Source organism: Klebsiella sp. CN_Kp100 (assembly GCF_040065315.1).
Classification (GTDB): Bacteria; Pseudomonadota; Gammaproteobacteria; order Enterobacterales; family Enterobacteriaceae; genus Klebsiella; species Klebsiella oxytoca.
Genome location: NZ_JBEAIJ010000040.1, coordinates 59,444 through 81,727, shown reverse-complemented (window position 1 = coordinate 81,727; position 22,284 = coordinate 59,444). Strand labels below are relative to the sequence as shown.

The 22,284-nt window shown below is 54.3% G+C and carries 17 protein-coding genes and 2 pseudogenes; 8 read left to right on the top strand and 11 right to left on the bottom strand.

Annotation, left to right across the window (positions count from 1 at the left end; genetic code table 11):
- Positions 1-83: 83 nt before the first annotated feature.
- The gene (tynA, locus tag ABLV12_RS16685) at positions 84-2,342 is read left to right on the top strand and encodes a primary-amine oxidase (protein ID WP_064396126.1); all 2,259 of its coding nucleotides are present in this window, start codon (positions 84-86) and stop codon (positions 2,340-2,342) included.
- Positions 2,343-2,625: 283 nt separating this feature from the next.
- Here the strand turns inward: tynA and ABLV12_RS16680 are convergent, their stop codons facing one another.
- The 3 genes and pseudogenes from ABLV12_RS16680 to ABLV12_RS16670 all read right to left on the bottom strand — a co-directional run.
- The gene (locus tag ABLV12_RS16680; RefSeq protein WP_004112669.1) at positions 2,626-3,051 is read right to left on the bottom strand and encodes a VOC family protein; all 426 of its coding nucleotides are present in this window, start codon (positions 3,049-3,051) and stop codon (positions 2,626-2,628) included.
- Positions 3,052-3,345: 294 nt separating this feature from the next.
- On the bottom strand, positions 3,346-3,615 hold the full coding sequence (locus ABLV12_RS16675; RefSeq protein ID WP_004101670.1) for an HPr family phosphocarrier protein: 270 nt from the start codon (positions 3,613-3,615) through the stop codon (positions 3,346-3,348).
- 9 nt (positions 3,616-3,624) lie between these two features.
- Positions 3,625-4,185 (bottom strand): annotated as a pseudogene (locus tag ABLV12_RS16670) (class II fructose-bisphosphate aldolase); the annotation flags it as partial.
- A 3-nt stretch (positions 4,186-4,188) separates the two neighbouring features.
- Here ABLV12_RS16670 and ABLV12_RS16665 point away from each other — a divergent pair.
- Together ABLV12_RS16665 and ABLV12_RS16660 are read left to right on the top strand one after the other, a co-directional pair.
- Positions 4,189-4,299, top strand: a pseudogene (locus ABLV12_RS16665) (DUF1345 domain-containing protein); the annotation flags it as partial.
- A 274-nt stretch (positions 4,300-4,573) separates the two neighbouring features.
- Complete coding sequence (locus ABLV12_RS16660; protein ID WP_077266523.1) at positions 4,574-4,942, top strand: SymE family type I addiction module toxin; 369 nt, start codon at positions 4,574-4,576, stop codon at positions 4,940-4,942.
- Positions 4,943-5,156: 214 nt separating this feature from the next.
- Here ABLV12_RS16660 and ABLV12_RS16655 read toward each other — a convergent pair whose 3' ends face one another.
- On the bottom strand, positions 5,157-6,008 hold the full coding sequence (locus ABLV12_RS16655; RefSeq protein WP_064373519.1) for a hypothetical protein: 852 nt from the start codon (positions 6,006-6,008) through the stop codon (positions 5,157-5,159).
- Positions 6,009-6,448: 440 nt separating this feature from the next.
- Here ABLV12_RS16655 and ABLV12_RS16650 point away from each other — a divergent pair, with 440 nt between their 5' ends.
- Both ABLV12_RS16650 and gap read left to right on the top strand, forming a co-directional pair.
- Positions 6,449-7,429: a helix-turn-helix domain-containing protein gene (locus tag ABLV12_RS16650; RefSeq protein ID WP_348867173.1), complete on the top strand. Its 981-nt coding sequence runs from the start codon at positions 6,449-6,451 to the stop codon at positions 7,427-7,429.
- A gap of 78 nt (positions 7,430-7,507) precedes the next feature.
- Entirely contained in the window at positions 7,508-8,518 is a 1,011-nt protein-coding gene (gene gap / locus ABLV12_RS16645; protein WP_348867172.1) for a type I glyceraldehyde-3-phosphate dehydrogenase, read from the top strand.
- Between the two features lie 282 nt (positions 8,519-8,800).
- Here gap and ABLV12_RS16640 read toward each other — a convergent pair whose 3' ends face one another.
- A complete protein-coding gene (locus ABLV12_RS16640; protein ID WP_348867171.1) occupies positions 8,801-9,784 on the bottom strand; it encodes a hypothetical protein in 984 nt (327 codons plus the stop codon).
- Between the two features lie 797 nt (positions 9,785-10,581).
- On the opposite strand from ABLV12_RS16640, the gene ABLV12_RS16635 reads away from it, so the two are divergent.
- Complete coding sequence (locus ABLV12_RS16635; RefSeq protein ID WP_004101646.1) at positions 10,582-11,061, top strand: Rrf2 family transcriptional regulator; 480 nt, start codon at positions 10,582-10,584, stop codon at positions 11,059-11,061.
- A 67-nt stretch (positions 11,062-11,128) separates the two neighbouring features.
- Here the strand turns inward: ABLV12_RS16635 and oqxB are convergent, their stop codons facing one another.
- Both oqxB and ABLV12_RS16625 read right to left on the bottom strand, forming a co-directional pair.
- Positions 11,129-14,281, bottom strand: a complete 3,153-nt coding sequence (gene oqxB / locus ABLV12_RS16630; protein WP_142448228.1) for a multidrug efflux RND transporter permease subunit OqxB — start codon at positions 14,279-14,281, stop codon at positions 11,129-11,131.
- Between the two features lie 23 nt (positions 14,282-14,304).
- Positions 14,305-15,480 (bottom strand): efflux RND transporter periplasmic adaptor subunit, encoded by a 1,176-nt coding sequence (locus tag ABLV12_RS16625; RefSeq protein ID WP_064396134.1) that lies wholly within the window; start codon positions 15,478-15,480, stop codon positions 14,305-14,307.
- Positions 15,481-15,815: 335 nt separating this feature from the next.
- On the opposite strand from ABLV12_RS16625, the gene ABLV12_RS16620 reads away from it, so the two are divergent.
- Positions 15,816-16,160, top strand: a complete 345-nt coding sequence (locus tag ABLV12_RS16620) for a helix-turn-helix domain-containing protein (protein WP_004112641.1) — start codon at positions 15,816-15,818, stop codon at positions 16,158-16,160.
- A gap of 304 nt (positions 16,161-16,464) precedes the next feature.
- Here the strand turns inward: ABLV12_RS16620 and ABLV12_RS16615 are convergent, their stop codons facing one another.
- The gene (locus tag ABLV12_RS16615) at positions 16,465-17,964 is read right to left on the bottom strand and encodes an aldehyde dehydrogenase family protein (RefSeq protein WP_325905620.1); all 1,500 of its coding nucleotides are present in this window, start codon (positions 17,962-17,964) and stop codon (positions 16,465-16,467) included.
- Positions 17,965-18,199: 235 nt separating this feature from the next.
- On the opposite strand from ABLV12_RS16615, the gene feaR reads away from it, so the two are divergent.
- Positions 18,200-19,108 (top strand): transcriptional regulator FeaR, encoded by a 909-nt coding sequence (gene feaR / locus ABLV12_RS16610; protein ID WP_325905619.1) that lies wholly within the window; start codon positions 18,200-18,202, stop codon positions 19,106-19,108.
- Here the strand turns inward: feaR and ABLV12_RS16605 are convergent, their stop codons facing one another.
- The 3 genes from ABLV12_RS16605 to ABLV12_RS16595 are packed head-to-tail and all read right to left on the bottom strand — an operon-like array spanning position 19,109 to position 22,264.
- On the bottom strand, positions 19,109-19,432 hold the full coding sequence (locus ABLV12_RS16605) for a YdbL family protein (RefSeq protein ID WP_004112635.1): 324 nt from the start codon (positions 19,430-19,432) through the stop codon (positions 19,109-19,111).
- Positions 19,433-19,439: 7 nt separating this feature from the next.
- Entirely contained in the window at positions 19,440-19,625 is a 186-nt protein-coding gene (locus ABLV12_RS16600; RefSeq protein WP_004101631.1) for a YnbE family lipoprotein, read from the bottom strand.
- Positions 19,625-22,264, bottom strand: a complete 2,640-nt coding sequence (locus tag ABLV12_RS16595; protein WP_348867170.1) for a YdbH family protein — start codon at positions 22,262-22,264, stop codon at positions 19,625-19,627. Before ABLV12_RS16595 ends, ABLV12_RS16600 begins: the two co-directional genes overlap by 1 nt.
- Positions 22,265-22,284: the final 20 nt, after the last annotated feature.

Sequence of the window (22,284 nt, the reverse complement as noted above, 5' to 3'; positions counted from 1 at the left end):
GGCGCTGACCGCTGTTAGCTTAACGATAGACAAGCCGACATTCGCAGCGGCACTGCACAACACAACAATAAGGTGAGGTCACAATGGCGATTCTTTCCCCCCGCAAGACGGCTATGGCGCTGGCTGTCGCCCTGTTTTGCGCCTGGCAAGGCCCGGCGTTCGCCCACGGCGGCGAAGCGCATATGGTCCCGATGGATAAAACCCTGCAGGATTTCGGCGCAGACGTTCAGTGGGATGACTACGCGCAGATGTATACCCTGATCAAAGACGGCGCTTACGTGAAGGTTAAACCGGGGGCGAAAACGGCCATCGTCAACGGCAAAACCCTCGATTTGCAGGTGCCGGTGGTGATCAAAGAGGGTAAAGCGTGGGTTTCTGACGCCTTCATCAACGATGTCTTCCAGTCCGGTCTCGATCAGACCTTTCAGGTGGAAAAAAGCCCGCATCCGCTGAATTCGCTGTCAGCGGCGGAAATCAGCGCAGCGGTCGCTATCGTTAAAGCCGCGGCGGATTTCAAACCCAATACCCGATTCACCGAGATCTCCCTGCGCGAGCCGGATAAAAAAGCGGTGTGGGATTTTGCCCTCAACGGTACGCCGGTCAACGCCCCGCGCGCTGCCGACGTGATCATGCTCGACGGCAAGCACGTTATTGAGGCAGTGGTGGATTTACAGAATAAAAAGGTGCTTTCATGGACGCCGATTAAAGACGCCCACGGCATGGTGCTGCTGGATGATTTCGCCAGTGTGCAGAACATCATCAACGCCAGCAGCGAATTTGCCGAAGTGTTAAAAAAACACGGCATCGACGACCCGAGCAAGGTGATTACCACCCCGCTAACCGTCGGCTACTTCGACGGCAAAGATGGCCTCAAGCAGGATGCGCGGCTGCTGAAAGTGGTCAGCTATCTTGACGTTGGCGACGGTAACTACTGGGCGCATCCGATTGAAAATCTGGTCGCGGTAGTGGACCTCGAACAGAAGAAGATTATTAAAATTGAAGAAGGTCCGACGATCCCGGTACCGATGGCAGCCCGCCCCTATGACGGGCGCGACCGCGTGGCACCGAAGGTTAAACCCCTCGATATCATCGAGCCGGAAGGCAAAAACTACACCATTACCGGCGATGTGATCCACTGGCAAAACTGGGATTTCCACCTGCGCATGAACTCCCGCGTTGGGCCGATTCTCTCCACCGTGACATATAACGATAACGGCAAGAAACGTCAGGTGATGTACGAAGGATCGCTCGGTGGAATGATCGTGCCCTACGGCGACCCGGACGTGGGCTGGTACTTTAAGGCCTATCTCGATTCCGGCGACTACGGCATGGGCACCCTGACCTCACCTATCGTCCGCGGTAAAGACGCGCCGTCCAACGCGGTCCTGCTGGATGAAACCATCGCCGACTATACCGGCACACCCACTACCATTCCGCGCGCGATCGCTATTTTCGAACGCTACGCCGGGCCGGAGTATAAACATCAGGAGATGGGCAAGCCGAACGTCAGTACCGAGCGCCGCGAACTGGTGGTGCGCTGGATCAGTACCGTCGGCAACTACGACTATATCTTTGACTGGGTATTCCACGAAAACGGCACAATCGGTATTGACGCCGGAGCCACCGGCATCGAAGCGGTTAAAGGCGTGAAAGCGAAGACCATGCATGACCCGAGCGCCAAAGAGGACACCCGCTACGGCACGCTGATTGACCATAATATTGTCGGCACCACCCACCAGCATATTTATAACTTCCGCCTCGATCTTGACGTTGACGGAGAGAACAACACGCTGGTGGCCATGGACCCGGAAGTGAAGCCGAATACCGCCGGCGGCCCGCGCAGCAGCACCATGCAGATCAATCAGTACACGATTGATAGCGAGCAGAAAGCGGCGCAGAAATTTGACCCGGGCACCATCCGTCTGCTAAGCAATACCACCAGGGAAAACCGGATGGGTAATCCGGTGTCGTATCAGATTATCCCTTACGCGGGCGGCACGCATCCGGTCGCTACCGGGGCAAAATTTGCCCCTGATGAGTGGATTTACCATCGCCTGAGCTTTATGGATAAACAGCTGTGGGTCACCCGCTATCATCCGACCGAACGCTTCCCGGAAGGTAAGTACCCTAACCGTTCAATTCACGACACCGGCCTCGGCCAGTACGCGAAAGATGATGAATCCCTGGACAACCACGATGATGTCGTGTGGATCACCACCGGTACCACCCACGTGGCCCGCGCCGAGGAGTGGCCGATTATGCCGACCGAGTGGGCGCATGCGCTGCTGAAACCGTGGAACTTCTTTGACGAGACGCCGACGCTTGGCGAGAAGAAGGAGTAAGGTGGCTTAGACGCTAAACGGCGATAAAACCAGGGTCTGGGGCTATCGCCTTTCTCAGCTTATTCAGAAGAATGCCCTGCCGCTCCGCTCTCGTGAGCTCATTAAGGGACGGCACCATAATCAGCCCGGCAGCTTTAATGCGGGAGTGAATTAGCCCGGGCGGCTAAGGGCCGGGGCGAACGGTGGCAGCCGTAAACGATATTGAGCGAGTTCGCCGCAAACGCCGCATTTCATCGCCAGGCTTTATCAATGCTCAAACCGTTAAATGGGTTAAGTGAAGTCCCTAAGGTTCATTTACGAACTTATCGGCTTCAGGAGAATAGCGCTGATAAACGCATGCCAGCTTATGCCCGTCAGGATCGCGCAGATAAGCAACATAAAAGTCGGGTCCGTATGCGGGGCGTGTACCTGGCTCGCCTTCACTCTCCCCTCCCGCAAGGAGACCTGCTGCATGGAATCGTCTGACAATGTCAGCATTGTCTGCATGAAATGCGAACATTGTCCCGTTTCCCGCCGTTGCGGGATGGCGGTCAAAAGGAGGACAGATGCAGAAGTTGAATACCTCATCCGGATTATTTTCATCTCCCCACATTGCCCAGCTTTCTGTCCAGGCAGGCAATCGCGAGTAGCCAAGAACCTTAAAAATAGCGTCATAAAAGTCCACGGCGCGCTGAAAGTTATTTGTACCTATAGTGATATAAGCCAGCATCTTATTGCATCCTCTTTGCCCTTTTCCCGAACATATAGTACAGCACATTAAGAATACATTTTACCCGCACAACCATAACGCTGGAGCTCATGGATGCTGGTGGGCGGCCTGGTGCCAGAAGCCGAAGTTTATACTCTGAAAGCTAAACGCTGTGGAGAAACATTAAGAGAGTAAGAAGGCCGATTCCATTAATGAAAAAAGCCTGCATTCAATAAGTTAAGTGATTGTGATTCAAAAGATCATAAGAGGCGCATCAAGTCGTCACAACTTCACGCGCCTCTTAAGGGAATGACACTATTCGGACTCACCAAAACCAGCAGCAAAGGCAGATTTTAATTCATCCATAAAGGCCAGTTCATCCTGCCCATCACAAATGAGATCAATCATCGTATTTCCTTTTACACCGGCACCCAGAATGCTCATCATTCCTTTAATGGGGATTTCTTTGTCATTATTAACCAGTATCAATGAAGACTGGTACTTTTTGACGATCCGGGCCAGGCTTGCGGCGGGTCGGGCATGTAATCCGGTACTGTTCATGACGCGTACTTTTTGTCTAATCATGTCCGATCCTTAACACGCTTTGCGAAATGCAGGGTGCAGTTTATTCATCATCTGAATTTTAGAATACACATCATCTTCAACCGCCTGTTTTGCATTTGCCATTACGCGAGCAAGATTAGCCTCGTTATTATTGTTCACCCAGGCTTTTCCGACTGTAGTAATAAAGGCTTTGCGCAAATCACTCGCAATATTAACCTTTGCCACTTTATAATTAACAAAGCTGCGAAGAATCTCTTCATCAATACCAGAGCCACCGTGGATAACCAGGGGGACCGGGCAAACGGAAGCAATGCGTTGCAGTAGCGGGATATCGATGCGTGGGATATCGTCCAGTCCGTGGACATTGCCGATTGACACTGCCAGCATGTCACACCCTGTTTCTTCAACGAAGCGCTGGACTTTCTCGGGTTCGGTTTTGCAGTCAGCCTCGCTAACGTGATCGTCTTCTTTACCCAAAATAGCGCCAAGTTCCGCTTCAACGGGTACGCCAAATGATTTACAGAAATCAACCGCCTCTCTTGTAAAAGCAATATTTTCTTCAAACGGTAAAGCCGCGCCATCAATCATTAGACGGGAACCACCGAAATGCGGCAAATTACATTGCTTCATTCGGTTATCTCTTTTGTGTTCAATCTGGCGATTCTGGGGCTGTCGGTGAACGTTGGTGCGGGGTTGCTGGGCTAAACGCCGCATCATTATTTTCATTCAGTTTTGCGAGCGTCCTTCCAGTAGCCCGTATTGCTCAGCCCCGTTAAGCGCAGTATCCTATTGTTGTACCTGCAAAATCAGGTGCCGGGATTGGAACTCTGAACTAACTTCATCGACGACATAAAAGCGAGTCAACGCAATTTCATGTCGTATGCACAGTCACCATCTCAATGGTGGGCTAGCGGGAGCATTGAAAGATGCGCCAGTATCGATGAGTCGGTCGTTCTAACCCCGTCTGGTTTAGCCACCAATGAGAGATAAAATATCACTTATCAGAGGCTGCCACGATAGCGCCCCCCCCACTCAAACTATCGTACCTGATTTCACCCACTGCGAGTTTTACTCCTTCATTGAAGGCCGCGCCGTCCACCTTGGCGGAGAATGGCTATCCCAAGCCGGATTTATCGAAGACATGCCCATCAAAGTCCGCGTGATGAAAGATTGTATCGTGATCACCCCGCAGAACACCCACGAGCTATGGGGCTGCATTGAAGGCATGAGCGTCGCGCACATCAATCAGCGCAAAGTGAAGGCATGGCTGAAAACCCTTCCCGGCGCGTTGAACGATAGCGGAGATATTCCGGCGATTAATCGGGGTAAATCGGGCGGGAAATTCTAACGACAATTGTAGCCCGGGCGAGCGGAGCGACAGCCGGGGTTTGCGTGGAAAGTACATGAAGAGCGTGCTTCAGCTTTGTGCTAAGGGCAGGCATCAATTAATGTTAATCGTTGTAAAGTAAATGGCTGGAAAATTTTGGACTTGAGTGCATTGCACAGTGACAAGAAAAATCCATAAATTATTATTCGAGCCATTTCAATGATTGCTCTGCCTACTAATTCTTCTTGTAATTGTATATTATGCACTCTTCACTTGATTTAGCAAGAAAGTATAAATTCTTTGGCGATGGGGGAGTTCCATTTATCCACTTATCCTCAAATTTTTCAATTTCGCACTTTTGAGTGTTCGAGTTATAAATTATCGATTTCAAAATCATTGGTGGGTAGCTTGAACAAATGGCTTGGGTTTTTATGGTCTCATTATTTGTTTTTCTATATAACCATTCGAAAAAATACTTCATGATTATTATTAAAGGTGTTGCAATTAAACAAATCAGAAGGGCGTCGCGAAACCAATTGTTCAAAAACGAAAGAATGGAAAGGAAATATATAGCAATGGCTAATGTTAATGCAATCGATAGTACGCCTCTATGCATAATGTTTGTAGCATTGTATTGAAATTTTTTAGAGATACTGTCAGATCCATGCGATAAGTCACTGGCATCTCTTCCTTCTCGATTAAAAAAATCATTAATTACTATTTTTTTAGCTTCAGTTCTTTCTGCTGAACTAAAGTTTGCAGGATTGTTTTTAAACCTTATCAGAGCGATACGATTGAATCTCTCACTATTCAATTTAACGTCTAATTTTTGAAAAGTTATAGGCTGACCGCTGGCAGCATATTCATACAAGTATTTACATTTTTCATTATTAGATCCAAAGGGGGGCTCATCCATAACTAAGGCTGCATGATTCCAACCACTATTGCTGCCAATTTTTACAAAAAGTGTTTTTAAAGACCATGTCTTATTGTTGAATAATATAATGTCAAACGCTTGAGCTTCTTTCAAAATATAGCTCGTATCAGTGTTATGACTAATTAATTCAGTTTTGTACATTTTCCACATGATTATCCATTACCTCTATTATTTTTTCTGCCGATTACTTGAAAAACATTTGGTAAGATATAGTCCAAGTTGATAAGGCTTGTTTAGTTTCTGCTTACACTCTTTTTTACAGATATTTTCTGTAATATGCTACTCAATTATTCAGAAAAAATTCGTTACTAATGGGGGTTACCAGAGTGATTTATTATCATACTGTTGCGCTCAAGTTCGGTTGTCTAAGTTAAGTACGAAGCACGATTCGGAATATAAATCAATAGTCCGCTTTTCGCTCATAGCGGACATTCTGCCCTCTTTTCCAGCAGATCTACCTCAGCAAGCGACGCCGCTCAGGCAACGTCACCCATCATCTGGCTGAAAATACCGTCTCTCAGGCAAGTAAGATTGCCCCCTTCCCCATCCGTCCTGTTGACTTATTCTGTAAAAAGATTACTTTTCAGGACATGAAGAAAATACTCATAATTGTCCCCGATGGCGGCATGCTGTTTGAGTCCGCAGGTATTGCCGACATTCTGATGCAGGCTAACCGCCTGCATCCGCAAGGCGCCACTGAGATCTGTTACCAGGTACGGCTGGCGACGACTCAACCGCATCAGGTGATCCATGGTCAGTCCGGTTTAAATCTGCTGGCCGATCATCGCCTTCATGAGATAGACCCTCGCGAGCCCCTCGATACGATCATCATTACCGGCAGAGGTCAAAACCCGCAGGAAGGGATTGCGGTGGTTGACTGGCTGCGCCTTGCCGCTCCCCATGCCCGCCGTATTGCTTCCATTTGCGGTGGTGCAATGCTGCTGGCGCAAACCGGACTGCTGGACGGCAGACGGGCCACTACCCACTGGAAGCTGCTGGAAACCATGCAGGCGGAATTCCCGCTGGTCCGCGTCGAGGGCGGTCCGCTCTATATTCAGGACGAACATATCTGGACCTCTGGCGGGGTCAGTTCCGGCTTTGATCTTACGCTGGCGCTGGTTGAAGAAGATTACGGCTTCAGCCTGGCGCGCGATATCGCCCAGGACTTCGTCATGTATCTGCGTCGCCCCGGAGGCCAGCTGCAGTTTAGCCGCTACAACCTTCAGCAGACTACCACCCTGGGCTCGATTAACGATCTGCTGGCATGGTTGCTCGAAAATCTCACCGCCGACCTCAGCGTGGATAAGCTGGCGGAAAAAGTCGCCATGAGTCCGCGAAATTTCACCCGCGTGTTTACCCGGGAAACCGGCGCTTCGCCAGCGCGTTACGTCGCGGAAGCTCGTCTGGCCGCTGCCCGGCAGCGTCTGGAGCAGACCAGCGACACGCTGGAGCGTATCGCCGAACAAACGGGATTTGGCAGTAGCATTAACCTGCGACGGCTGTTTGAAAAACAGCTTCATCTCACGCCCGGCGAATATCGCCAGCGGTTTCACAGCCGCAGAATGGCGTAAAGTGATCCTTTTTTGTCATTTACGCCATCAAACGCCCGGCCTACATTGACTCCAAAGCCAATCAATAAGGAGTGGATTATGGTTAAGATCGGTATTAACGGTTTTGGTCGTATCGGACGCAACGTACTGCGTGCTGCACTGGGCAATCCGGATATTGAGATTGTGGCAATTAACGATCTGACAGACAGTAAGACGCTGGCGCATCTACTGAAATACGACTCGCTGCTCGGTAAACTCGACGCCGACGTCACCGCCAGCGAGGGGCAGCTTGTGGTTGATGGAAAACCCATTACCGTGTTCAGCGAACGCGATCCGGCAAATATCCCGTGGCGTCAGCGTGAAGTCGATATCGTGATTGAAGCCACAGGCTTCTTCACCGAGCGCGACAAGGCGGCGGTGCATATCCACAGCGGTGGCGCGAAGCGCGTGATTATCTCCGCCCCCGGTAAAAACGATGATTTAACTATCGTGATGGGCGTTAACGATGGCCTCTACTTCCCGGATAAGCACTACGTGGTCAGTAACGGTAGCTGCACCACCAACGGTCTGGCGCCTGCCGCCCAGGTTCTGCACCAGCATTTTGGGATCAAGCATGGCCTGATGAACACGACCCACGCTTATACCAACAGCCAGGCGCTGCACGACCAGCCGGAAAAAGATCTGCGTGGCGCCCGCGCCGCTGCGCTGTCGATCGTACCGTACTCCAGCGGTGCCGCGAAGGCGCTGGGCAAAGTTATTCCTGCGCTGGAGGGCCGCCTGACGGGATATTCGCTGCGCGTCCCCGTTCCGGTGGTATCCATTGTCGACCTGACCGTCACGCTTGAGCGAGATGTGACAAGCGAAGAGGTAAATAATGCCTTTCGCGAAGCCGCCGCGACGGGGCCACTGAAAGGTATCCTCGGCTATAGTGATGAACCGCTGGTCTCCAGCGACTACCGGTGCGACCCGCGCTCGTCGATTATCGACGGTCTGTCAACGCTGGTGATTGGCGGCAATATGGTCAAAATTCTGGCGTGGTACGACAACGAATGGGGATTCTCTAATCGCCTCGTCGACCTGGCGCTGATGATGGCAAGTCGTGAACGCTAATTCACTGCGGGTGTAATTGATAGTGAACATCATGGAGAGATTCAGGTGACGCGCAGCAGGCTCCGCTGAACGCCTGATAAAAAGCATAAATGCCCTCAAAGGGCATTTATGCTTTAGCGGTAATGTGCGCAAGGTCAGTATTTTCTTAACAACTATTCCTGCGGGGCCGGAAAATCGTTAGTGCACAAATAACGCGATCAAAATAATGATTGGGATAGGCACGCCCAGAAAGAAAAGCAATATTGAACGCATAGGTTCCTCCTGAATAATGAGTGTTAGAAATTATAAGTCACGCTGACGGCCGCCATAGGTTGCACAGAGGCTGGCAACGAATGCGCCGATTAACAGAGAAATAAATGACCACAGGGTAACGTAGCTCGTGGCTTTTCTGGCAGCATCTGCGGCCTGCTGTGCTTTATTTTTTGCCTCTTTCAAATTGGCCTGCGCTTTATCATAAACAGCCTGAACCCGCTGCTCGGCCTCTTGCTGACTGATGCCGGTATTCTGCGAAACTAACTGCGCTACATAAGTCAGATCTTCCTGCGGAAGCGCGCCAGTATAAATGCTGTTAGCAAAAATACCCGTAACCTCTGCTAATTGCGCTGGAAATTCGGCCTTTGGCGGTACGGGCTGATTCATTGCCATAGCGTCATTACCTGATGAATTAGCCGGAAGTCCGCCGTTATCTGCCGGAGCGGAAGCGGTCGACCGGAAAAGCGAGCGGGTAAAATATTCCATCGATGACTTCGACAGCACGGAAGATTCGTCTCCCGCGTTACTCATCGCGGTTGCCGTCGCGCCCCCGGCAACGGAGCCAATCACTTTTGCGCTGCCGCCGATGAGTGAGCTGACAGTGGTGGTCAAAAGCACAGCCGATACCAGCAATGCAACGGCCCAGGTCAGAAAACCATGCGCTGTATCGCGAAAATAGATTTCATTGGTATGAGTATCAACCCATTTGGTACGCAAACGCCCGGCCAGATATCCCCCCATTCCTGACGCCACAATTTGGGTAAACGTCAGCCAGGCAATGGCGACAATACCCACGGTACCTGCTGCAAGACCGTGATTTTCCCACGGAGAAATGGACGTCAGGCCTAAGCCTGCGCCAAGCATAAGCAGCATCAGCGCCAGCGAAGCCGCTGCGGCTGCGCCTGCAAATATTGCTCCCCATGATACCGCGCTCGCGCTATTTACCCCGCCGACAGGCAAAGGTCTGGCTGTTTCCTGATTACTAATATTGGTAGATTCGTAGATATGCGTCATTTACGTTGTCCTTTGAAATAACTTTTTAACCCCGAACTCGTTATGCACAAACGTCCAGGGCAGAAGTTTACCTGCCAGACTTATGGCAATATCGAACTGAGTAATTATCGTCAGCAGCTATCATTCACCGCTGCAATTTCGGGCGATAGACAAAAGCCAATCATCTAAATTAATACGAATGAACAGTGTATGAATTTAATCAACAATTTGATTTTAGTAGAGGATTCCATTTTAACCATTTTTTCTCGCCAAAAATATTAGCAGGCAAGCGTAACCACCTGTAAATAATGAGAATATTAATGCAGATGCATTATTGGTGGAAATATCCTTGATGGGTACATAGTGCCCAGCCTCGCTAGAATAATCTTATTTTTGCTACAGTCATTGACTGAATACTGATGTGTATTAGAAGTGGCGTAGATTTAAAGTTTGCAATATCGAATATTTTATACGTCAGCGTTCAAACCGTATAAATTACCTGACTGCTTCGCTGTTTGCGGGCCAGGGGACGACCGGGGACTATTCGTTTTTCGCTTATTCCCTGCGGCATCTTTGCTCCCATGCTAAACCTTGCCCCCTCCCCTAAACTGATCATCCTGCCCTTCACCGATACATTTTTACGCGCTCTGGCATAACTTTGCGGTAAAGCACAGGTACACCGGAAACTCTTTTTTACGCGCCAGGTCAATCGTTGATGACTTCAAAAAAAATACCGTATTTGGTATATTGTTGTTTATTGATTACTCACCTCTGCGGTGCCAAAAAGAACAAGATTCACCGCAACCCAGGACAAGAAAATGTTAGATTACCGCTTCCCGACAGCTTTGCAGATGGTCCTCAGCGTAGCGATGGCGGAGCAATCGGGCGAACGCTCAACGAGTGCGATTCTGGCCTACGGTCTGAAAGCCAATCCGAGCTTTATCCGCAAATTGATGGTTCCGCTCACGCGTGACGGTATCATCGTCTCAACGCTTGGCCGCAACGGCTCTATCCATCTTGGTCGCCCGGCGGAAGAGATTACCCTGCGCGATATCTACGTATCCGTCATCGAAGATAAAAAGCTGTGGGCGTCACGTCCCGACATCCCTGCCCGCTGCGTGGTGAGCGCCAACGCGTGCTGGTACTTCAAATCTGTCGCCGATGAAGCAGAGCAGGCTTCGCTAGAGGTTTTAGCTCGCCATACCGTGGCCAGTGCGCTGGAAGAAGTCAAAAAAGCCGACACCAGCGGCTGCGATCCGGTTCCTGAAATCTGTACCCAGCACAACAAATCGCACTAATCCGTTGCTTATGGCAAAAAACCGCCTTCACAGGGAAAGCGGTTTTTCTTCACTGCGGCAGCCTGTCCTACGCAGGCATCACGTCCTTCACCGCTTTACCGCGTGTCACGAATAGACGCAGCGTCACGTAAAACACCGGCGTCAGAAACAGACCAAACAGCGTAACCCCCAGCATACCGGAAAACACCGTGATCCCGGTGACGCCGCGCACTTCCGCGCCTGCGCCGTGGCCGAGTATCAGCGGAATCGTCCCGGCAATAAAGGCGATGGAGGTCATCACGATCGGGCGCAAACGCAGGCGACATGCTTCCAGCGCCGCTTCCATGATCCCTTTTCCCTGGAGCTCCAGCTCGCGGGCAAACTCGACGATCAGAATCGCATTTTTACAGGCCAGCCCCATCAGCACCACCAGCCCCACCTGCACGAATACGTTATTATCGCCGCCGGTCAGCCAGACGCCAAACAGCGCAGAGAGTAAGGTCATCGGTACGATAAGGATCACCGCCAGCGGTAGCGTCCAGCTTTCATACAGCGCCGCCAGCACGAGGAAAGCCAGCAGCACCGCCACCGGGAAGACGATCAACGCCGTATTGCCTTGAGTCGCCTGCTGGAAGCTCAGATCCGTCCATTCGATATTCATGCCGTTCGGCAGTATCTGCTGCGACATCGCCTCCAGCTGCGCCATCGCCTGCGAGGATGAGAGTACGCGCGGATCGGCATCGCCAATCAGATCCGCCGCCGGATAGCCATTGTAGCGAATCACCGGGTCCGGCCCATAGGTGGTACGGATATTCACCATACTGCCGATCGGTACCATTTCGCCCTGATTATTCCGGGTACGCAAATTGGCAATATCTTCCACGCTTTCGCGGAACGGCCCGTCGGCTTGCGCCATCACCCGCCAGGTCCGCCCGAACTGGTTAAAATCATTGACGTAAGACGATCCCAGATAGGTTTGTAGCGTACCGAACAGATCGGTCAGCGACACGCCCTGGGCTTTGGCCTTATCGCGATCGACCTGCACATCCAGCTGCGGAACGTTAGCCTGGTAGGTTGAGATGGGGAAATGCATCCCCGGCGTCTGCATAATGGTACCGGACATCGCGTTCACCGCGTTTTGCAACGCGCCATAGCCAAGACCGGCGCGGTCCTGAATATAGAGCGAATAGCCGGACCCCTGGCCCAATCCTAAAATCGGCGGCGGTAAAATAGAGAAGCCAAAGCCCTGCTGGATTTGCGCAATTTTTGCGTTGATCTCAGCGTTAATTTCCGCCGCCGTATGTTGACGCTGGTCGAACGGCTTCAGGCCAAAAAAGACTGTCCCGGTATTCGGCGTATTAGTGAACTGCAGCGCGTTAAGACCGGGAAACGCCACCGCATAATCCACGCCTTCGGTATTCATTCCGATTTCGCTCATTTTGCGGATCACCGCATCGGTGCGCGCCAGCGAAGAGCCCTCCGGCATTTTCACGCCGCCAATCAAATAGAGCTTATCCTGGGTGGGAATAAACCCGCCAGGGACGGCTTTAAACATGACGCCGGCGGCGCAAAGCAACAGCAGATAGACAACAAAGACCGCCCCGCGGCGCCCGAGCGTTTTCCCCACCAGCCCTTGATAGCCGTTCGAGCTGCGGTGGAAAAAGCGGTTAAACGGACGGAAAATCCAGCCGAACAGACGATCGATAAGCCGGGTCGGGAAGTCTTTCGGCGCACCGTGCGGCTTAAGCAGTAGAGCCGCCAGCGCCGGAGAGAGGGTCAGCGAGTTGATGGCGGAGATCACCGTGGAAATCGCAATCGTCACCGCAAACTGTTTGTAGAACTGACCGGTGACCCCGGAGAGGAACGCCATCGGCACGAACACCGCGCACAGCACCAGCGCAATGGCGATAATCGGCCCGGAAACTTCACGCATCGCCTGATGCGCTGCGGCAAGCGGAGCCAATCCTTCTTCGATATTTCGCTCAACGTTTTCCACCACCACAATGGCGTCATCCACCACGATCCCAATAGCCAGCACCAGACCGAACAAACTGAGGGTATTTAGCGAAAAGCCTAACAGATAGAGGATGCTGAACGTCCCCACCACCGAGACCGGCACCGCGATCAGCGGAATAATCGACGCGCGCCAGGTTTGCAGGAACAGGATCACCACCAGCACGACCAGCACCACCGCTTCCAGCAGCGTTTGCACGACCGCGCGAATGGAATCGCGAACGAAAACCGTCGGATCGTAAGGGGCCGCCCATTGCATATCCTGCGGAAAACGCTTCGCCAGCTCGTCCATTTTAGCGCGCACCGCGTTGGACAGATCGATAGCGTTGGCCCCCGGAGACTGGAAGATACCAATCCCAACCGCGTCTTTATTATTCAACTGGGAGCGCAGCGCATAGCTACCGGAACCCATTTCAATACGCGCCACATCGCGCAGGCGGACCAGCGAGCCGTCCTGCGCCGTTTTCAGGATAATATTGCCAAACTCTTCTTCGGTATGCAGGCGCCCCTGGGCGTTAATGGAGATCAAGAAGTCGCTCTCTTGCGGCAGCGGCTCGGCGCCCAATTGCCCGGCGGAAACCTGGACGTTTTGCTCCTGCATCGCCGTCACCACATCCGAGGCGGTCAACCCGCGCGCCGCTACCTTGTCGGGATCGAGCCAGACGCGCATTGCGTATTCGCCCGAGCCAAAAATCTGAATCTGCCCGACGCCGGGCAGTCGCGCCAGCTCATCCTTCACTTTAAGCGTGGCATAGTTGCGCATATACAAGGAATCGTATTTACCGCCGGGCGAAAACAGATGCACCACCAGCGTCAGAGTCGGCGACTGTTTCTGCGTGGTGATGCCTAAACGCCGCACATCTTCCGGCAGACGAGCCTCGGCCTGCGAGACCCGGTTTTGCACCTGAACCTGCGCCTGATCGGGATCGGTACCCGGGCGGAAGGTAACGGTAGTCACCAGTACGCCGTCAGAGCCGGCGACGGATTTCATGTACATCATGTTTTCAACGCCGTTGATCGCCTCTTCCAGCGGCGTCGCGACGGTCTCAGCAATCACTTTCGGGTTGGCGCCGGGATACTCCGCACGCACCTGCACGCTGGGCGGTACGACGTCAGGATATTCGCTGATCGGCAGCAGCGGAATGGCGATTAATCCGGTGATAAAAATCAGAATCGACAGTACCGCGGCGAAGATCGGCCTGTCGATAAAAAAGCGGGAAAAGTCCATGGGTCGGATTCTCAGATAGGGGATCAGTTAAGGGCGGCGCGGGTGGTCATGGCGACGGTTTTCGCGTTAACCGGCATCCCCGGCATAAACACTTTTTGTAACCCATCGACGATGACTCTATCGCCCGGATTCAGGCCTTTCTGCACGATGCGTAAACCGGCGGCCAGGCGTCCCGGCGTAATGTCGCGACGCTGCGCTTTCCCATTTTTATCAACCACATAAACATATTTGCGATCCTGATCGGTCAGCACCGCTTTATCGTCGATTAGCGTGGCGTTAAATTCGGCGCTGCCCGGCAGGCGGACGCGGGCAAACAGTCCAGGCGTGAACTGACGCTGGGCATTATCCAGCAGCGCACGCATACGGATCGTGCCGGTGCTCGGCGTTAACTGATTATCCAGAAAATCCACTTTGCCCTGATGGGGATATCCCTCTTCGCCAACCAGGCCAATTTCTACCGGTAGCGCCAGATGATTACTGGACGCGCCCTGCCCGCTGCGGGCGAGATGTTGATAGTGAAGGTAAGTGGACTCATCCACGTCAAAGTAGACGTAAACCGTCTTCTGCGATACCAGCGTGGTAAGTACGCTGGCGCTGTCGCCGGCGGTGACCAGGTTCCCGCTGGTGATCAACGCGCGGCTGGCGCGGCCATCGATAGGCGCGGTCACTTTAGTAAAGTCCAGATTAAGCTGCGCGGCGTCAACCGCCGCCTGCGCCGCGCGAATATCAGCCTGCGCCTGGGTGGCCGCCGCACGGCGCTGCTCCCACTCTTCGCGGGAGACCAGGTTGGTATTGATTAATTTATCGGTGCGGCTAGCCTCGCTTCGCGCCAGGCTAGCCTGCGTTTTGGCTCTCGCTAGCGTCGCCTGCGCTTGCTCCAGCGCGGCGCGATAGGTACGGTCATCAATGGTGAACAGCACCTCCCCCTTTTTCACTTCCTGGCCATCGACGTAGTTCACTTTATCAATGTAGCCGGAAACGCGGGGGCGAAGCTGGACGCTTTCCACCGCTTCAATCCGCCCATTAAAGCTGTCCCACTGGCTAATGGATTTCACAACCACGTCAGCGGCGCTCACCACAGGCGCTTGCGGCGCGGCGTTTTGCGCGGCCCCCTCATCACACCCGCCAAGGAGCGTGGAGAGGAGTATCGCGCCCAGCGCAGTCAGATGAACGTTACCCCAGTTTTTTTGCAGGCTCATTATTTTTATTCCGATATGGGTAGCCGCCGGGCAAGACGCAGCGGGAGACGCCGCGCCACTTCCTTTGTCCGGACAGGCTTTAGGCTATTTGTGTCGGTCATCGCCACAAAAATGTAACAGTTGCGAATACACTATTCGCGGCGATTGTAGGAAGGCGCTTAATTTAGTGCAAGAATAATTGTTGCACTTTATGTGCTATTCCCGACTTTGAGAAATGGCGCAATACTGCCAAGGCTTTAAATGCAACAATAAAACTTGCAATTAGTCTAAAAGCGATCCATTTTTAAATGCAACAAACACAAATACTTTTTGCTAAGCTGTGCGGGGGGAACCGGATGAACACTGGCGCATTCATTCACGATTTACTCGACTGGATCGACAACAATCTCGATAGCCGCCTGGATATTGAGACCGTCGCCAGGCGAGCCGGTTATTCGAAATGGCACCTGCAGCGGATATTCAAAGAGCATACCGGTTATCCTCTCGGCGAGTATATTCGCGCGCAAAAGCTGCAAAAATCGGTCGAGCGCTTAGCCCACAGCGATGAACCGATTTTGAACGTGGCGATCGCCCTCGGCTTTGACTCCCAGCAGTCCTTCAACCGCAGCTTCAAGCGTCAGTTCGGCCAGGCGCCCGGCGCATGGCGACGCAGCATCGGCAGCGCGGAGACGCAGCGATGATGCCAGCCATCATCGCCCTTCTCGGTATAAATTTACGCTTACAGCGTAAACCTGCGGCAAAGGTAGCTTAGGCCAGATGTATGCAGGCGCAGCGTAATGCGCTGGCAGGAATGTTCTTTATTGGCTGTGCCGCATGACTGGCAAAGGCAACGACATGACGGCATCGCGAAACCGCCGTACTGAACTCCATCCGAAAGACTGAACCCTCCACCGACCCGTCGGTGCTGTGCTAACGACTTTCCCCCGGATACATGCGGCTGTAGCCCCGGTTTGGCGCCAGCCGCCACCGGGGGAAGACAGGCCGCTAGTAGCGCACGCAGACCGACTTCGTTTCGCTCCAGTCGTCCAGCCAGTCGGGACCGAAATCACGGCCGGTGCCGGACTGCTTCATGCCGCCGAACGGCAGGTTAGCGTCGATCAGCGTATGGCTGTTGACCCACACCGTTCCCGCCTGCAGGCGATCGGTATAGCTCAGCGCCTGGCTCAGGTCGCGGGTCCAGACGCTGGCGGTCAGGCCAAAATCGCTGTCGTTGGCCAGGCGCAGCGCCTCTTCGCCGTCGGCCACGCGCACCAGGTTTACCACCGGGCCGAAAACCTCTTCCCGACTGAGGCGCAGCCCGGCGTCGGGATTAATCACCAGCGTGGGGGGAATATAGTATCCCTGCGCATCTGGCCCTATATTACCGCTAATCAGTTCTGCCTTCTGCTGACGGGCTTCATCAAGATAGGCCGCCACTTTGGCGCAATGCGCCTGCGACACTACCGGGTTAATCTGGCTGCTCTCCAGCATGCCTGGCCCCACCTGGAGCGACTTCACTGCCTGCTCGAAGCCGCTCACCAGCGTATCGAACAGCGGCGCTTCGATATAAATTCGCGAACTGGCGGCACATACCTGCCCCTGATTGAGAAAGCTACCGGTCATGAGTCCCTCAATAACCCATTGCGGATCGGCATCTTTCAGCACGATAGCCGGATTCTTACCGCCCAGCTCCAGCGTGACCCGGGTCAGACGGTCGGCGGCGACGCGGGCAATTTGTTTGCCTGTCGCCGTTGATCCAGTAAAGCTGACTTTAGCGACGTGTGGGTGAGAGGTCAGCGCCGCACCGCACCTGGCCCCGCTACCAGTCACCACGTTAAAGACGCCGTCCGGCACGCCGGCTTCGGTTGCCAGCTCCGCTACCCGCAGCAGGGTCAGTGGCGTGGTTTCCGACGGCTTAATGACGATAGAACAGCCTGCAGCCAGCGCGGGCATCACTTTCCACATGCCGATCATCAGCGGGAAGTTCCACGGTACGATCCCGGCGACAACCCCCACCGGTTCTTTTTTGGTCCACGCCTGATAGCGCGCACCCGACGGGAAGGGAATCGACACGTCCAGGGTCCGTCCGCTGATTTTAGTGGTCAGCCCGGCGGTATAGCGCATCCAGTTCAGGGTACAGCCCACTTCGAAGGCCCGGGAAATATTAATCGATTTCCCCTGTTCAAGCGTCTCCAGCTGCGCCAGCTCTTCGCCATGCTGCTCAACCAGATCGGCGAAGCGCAGCAGAATACGTTCGCGATCGGCGGGCGTTCGCCCTGCCCAGCTGCGGGAAACGAAGGCGCGCCAGGCAGACATGACTGCCCGATCGACATCGGCGGCACTGGCGTCCGCTGTGCTGGCGATAGCCTGGCCGGTTGCCGGGTTCCAGACGGTTAAGCGCTTTTCACTCTCTGCCGCCTGCTGTGCGCCGTCGAGATATAAACCATGCTGCCTGTCTAAAAACTGCTGTACGCTGGCGAGTAGCGCGACCTCTGATGTGGACATACCCCTTCCTTATTGTTCGCGGATAGTGGTTTCAGTCTATGCCGGGGGCGCGATTCACGCTTTTTTCTCTGTGACATTCGCTTTTGCCGCTGTGACAGGCGCCGCAATTAAGGGGATTTCGCGCACAAAAAATGTGCAGCAGGTAATAGTTCTTTCATATACTCCGCCTTTTACCCTTGTCTCCGGCATCATAAATGCAACAATGCATAAACATTACCATTACAAGGGATGCGCGATGAGTACGGCAAATCGTGGACAGGATTACCAGCATTGGTTAGCCAAAATCAATCAGGTGTGCGGCCAGTTCGCCGCTCGCCCGCTGGATGATAATTTTCACGGTGAGATAGACGCCAGCTATGCGGGCGACCTGAAAGTCAGCACGGTAACCGCTCGCGGCATCAACCTCTACCGTACCCGGCAGGAGATCCAGCGCGATAACGACGCCTGGTTTTATACCGTCTTCCAGCTCTCAGGTCAGGCGACAATCGAGCAGGACGGTCGCCAGGCGATGCTGGAGAGCGGCGATATCACCCTGATTGATGCTTCTCGCCCCTGTTCAATAATCTGGCAGCAAACCTCGCGTCAGGCTTCGCTGCTGCTGCCAAGGTCGCTGCTGGAACAGCAGCTGCGCGGCAGTGAAATCAGCATTGCCACCCGGCTGGCAAACACCCTGCCGATGGTCCAGCTCAGTCAGCGGCTGCTGCATGAGAGCATGAACAGCCCCGAGCTATCGGCCAGCGAAAGCAAAGCGGCGCTGGAGGCGATTGTTTGCCTGCTGCGCCCCATGCTGCACCATCAGGAAGCCCAACCCACCCGGCGCGATAAACAGTTTCAGAAAATCATGGCGTTAATCGATGAGTCGATTCAGGCAGAACATCTGCGCCCGGAGTGGCTGGCCGGCGAAACCGGTATGTCGGTGCGCAGTCTTTACCGCCTGTTTGCGGAAAAGGGGCTGGTGGTGGCGCAATATATCAAGAATCGTCGGCTCGATCTCTGCGCCCGCGCGCTGGAAAGCGCCCATGATGATGAAAAGCTGGCGGGGATCGGCTACAGCTGGGGTTTCAGCGATCATAGCCATTTTTCCACCGCCTTTAAGCAGCGCTTCGGCATCTCGCCGGGGGAGTATCGCAAGCGCTGCCGATAGCTATTTTTTCAGCCATTTGCCGTTAAGGCCCTGCACATACTCGCCAGGCTGCGCCCTGGCGACGAGCTTCTGCCCGGCCATTTTCGCCACCTGATCCACCGGCAGGTTGTTGTCGTCCGCCAGTTGCTGATAGCTGTCGCTGCGGGCGGCGTTGATCTGTTTAACCAGCGCCAGGGTTTCTTTATCCTGGCGCAGCGGTTGAAGATAGCCGTTCAGCGTTTCGCCGACTCGCCCCTGCTGACGCGCTTCGCTTAGAGTTAACGCCAGCGCCTGAGTACTCAACAACGCCAGCGCCAGCGTCGCGATTAACCATCGTTTTCTCATCATCGCCTCAGAACAGATCGCTACGGGTTTTCAGCAGATTCTCAACGTCTTTATCCACTTTGATATGAATCTCATGTTCAATTTTGACGTTCATATTGATGGTGATCGGCTCTTTCGACGCCGCAATTTCAATACGCGGCGTACAGCCCGCCAGCAGCATGGTTGCCAGAAAAGCGGTGAATAGTTTGATCATTATTGTTGTTCCTTACAGGTATGACTGTCCTGGCAGCGCTGGGCGGGCAGTCTGGCGTTCTGCTCCAGCCACGCCTGCAGATTGTCGCCGAAACGCAAGCTGCGCCACAGGTCAAAAATATTCTCTTCATGGGAGTAGTTTAAGTGCACCGTGTTGCTTTTGCCCTCTACCCGACTGGTGCCGCTGATGGTCGCCTTCAGCGTCAGTACGCCGAGGTTATCGAGATTGATCCGCGTCCACGAGGTGGCCACTTCCATATAGCGCAGCCAGTTAATGGCCGCCCCGGCGGAGACGTTGTCGGCCACCAGCGCGTCAGCGGTGTCTTTATCCAGGCGCATCGTCATCGGCCCCGGATTGCTGAACCAGCCGTCCTTAATGATCCATTTATCGTTATCCAGCCACAGCGGCAGCGCGCCGTTGAACGGGCCGGAAACGGCGAACTGCTTCACTTTAATGGCGCTAATTAATTCGCTGCTGGAGATGTTCTGCAGGCGCAGCAGCGCCGGGTCGTGCTGCGGCATCCGCAGCTGCTGCATGGTCAGCTTGCCGCCGAGAATATCGACGCTGACGTTGCTCAACTGTAAAGGAGCGTCTTCGCTCCAGGGCCAGGCTCCCTGGAGATCTGCCGTCAGATTGCGCGCCGTAAACTGGTTGACGACTTCGCCAATGCGCAGCGAAACCGGATGGCGGGTGCCAAGCTGCCAGGTGCCTTCGCTAAAGCGGAACGGCAGCACGAAATCGACGCCGTTGATCTGGTTATCCGGCATCCAGGCGCTGCCGCCTTTGAGCACCCCGTGCCCCCCCGCCTCAAAGCCCTGACCGGCGGCGGCAGAGAACGCGACCTGGGCGTACAGTGAACCTTCGCGCAGGTTCATCTTCCATTCCGGCGGCACCAGCGGCTGGAAAACGGTTAATGACTGTTTCGGCCACCAAGCCTGTCCGCGCAGGCGCTCGCCGTCCCAGCGTCCGGTGACGCGGACGGGGCCAATTTTTTGCGCATGCAGGGAACCATTGAACTGGAACCAGGTTGGATCGCGACCCTCAACGTTAAATTTCAGCGTTGACGGCGGCAGTTCGCTGCCGCCGCTGAAGGTGGTTTTTCCGGCATCCAGCGACAGCGCGCCGGTCAGTCGCGGATGCTGCTCATCGCGCAGCCAGTGAATCGGTTTATCCAGGGTGAGGCGCGGCATGCTCACCAGCATGGAACCATACTGCAGCTTATCGAAACCGGTCGACAGGCTATTGAGCACGATGGCGCTATCAACCCATTCACCCGCGCCTTTAACGTCCCAGCGCGCCTGCATCGGGGTAAAATGGCCATCGCCCCAGTAGCGCCACTGCCAGCGGCCGCGGTCGGGCATAAAATTGTCGGCCTGGCCGTCGAGATGCAGGGTAAAATCCCCCATCTCCTGCTCATGGGCGCGGAGAATGGCCTGCAGGCGGCCATCCACGCCCTGCTGCGTCACGGTGACGCCCGCCAGCGGCCAGCGAATTTCATCGATGTTCAGTGAGTCGATGACCCGCCCGCGCGAACGCAGCAGCGCCCCGGGATGAAAGTTGAGTACCGGCGCGATAAGCGGACCGCTCAGCTGCGCGGGCAGTCTGGCGTAAAAAATCAGATCGCCAAGTTTGGCCTCGCCGGTCAGCTGTAGCGGCATGTCGCTGCTGTCCATACTCAGCTTACCGGGGCCAATATTGAGCACGGCATTACCCTTACCGGCCTGACCCTGGGTAAGCACGTTCAACCGCCCGCTGACCTGCATCTGTTCAGTGCCCTGTTGCCAGTTACCCACCGAAAGCGCAACGCGACCGCTTAACGCATTGCCCGCATACTCGGTGTGCCAGCGGCCATCGCTGATAGCGATACGATCCGGGGTGATTTCCCACGGCAGATCGAGAATCGGCTCCACTTCACCACGCGGCGTGACCAACAGCTGCCCGCGATTCTCATGCCACTCCAGTTCGGCGTCGACAAGGCCGGGTGTCTGAGGAAATTCAAAAGTGCTAAACAGATGACCATCAACCGGCAAACCGTCCGGCACCAGCGGCATCTGAAACTCGCCCACCAGCTTCACCGGCGCCTGGCCTTCTACCAGACGCGCGGAAAAGTCGCTGACCGTCAGCGCCTGGCCGCGCAGGCGCGCCTGGAGAGAGACCTCTTCTCCGGCATAACCGATATCCTGCTGCTGCGGGGTCAACGACATCACCAGACGCCCTTGCCATTTCTCCCACGGCGACAGACGCAGATTTTCAATCGTCAGCCAGCTGTATGGCAGCATCGATTGCCACTCGGCAAGGGTTTTCGGCGCCCCCGGCGCGGCTTCGCTTTGCGGTAATTTATTCAGGCAGGCGCTGTTAATATCCAGCTCAGTGATATGTAAACGCCAGCGGCTGGGGCGGGAGAGCTCGGCGTTAGTGACACGCGCAATTTCGCAGTCGCCTACCAGGTAGCGTAAATCCGGAATACGCAGGGAAGAGCGCGTCAGGCGCGGGCTCTCGCTGAGGGAGATTCGAGTGCCCGCAGGTAGCCAGATGCCTGCCAGCGTGGGCACCCAGTGGGTGAGCGTCAACAGCAAAGCCAGCGGTAGCAGCACGAGTGCTAATAATAGCGCGATAGCGGCTTTATATTTACCCTTCATGGGCAGCTAATATCCTGATT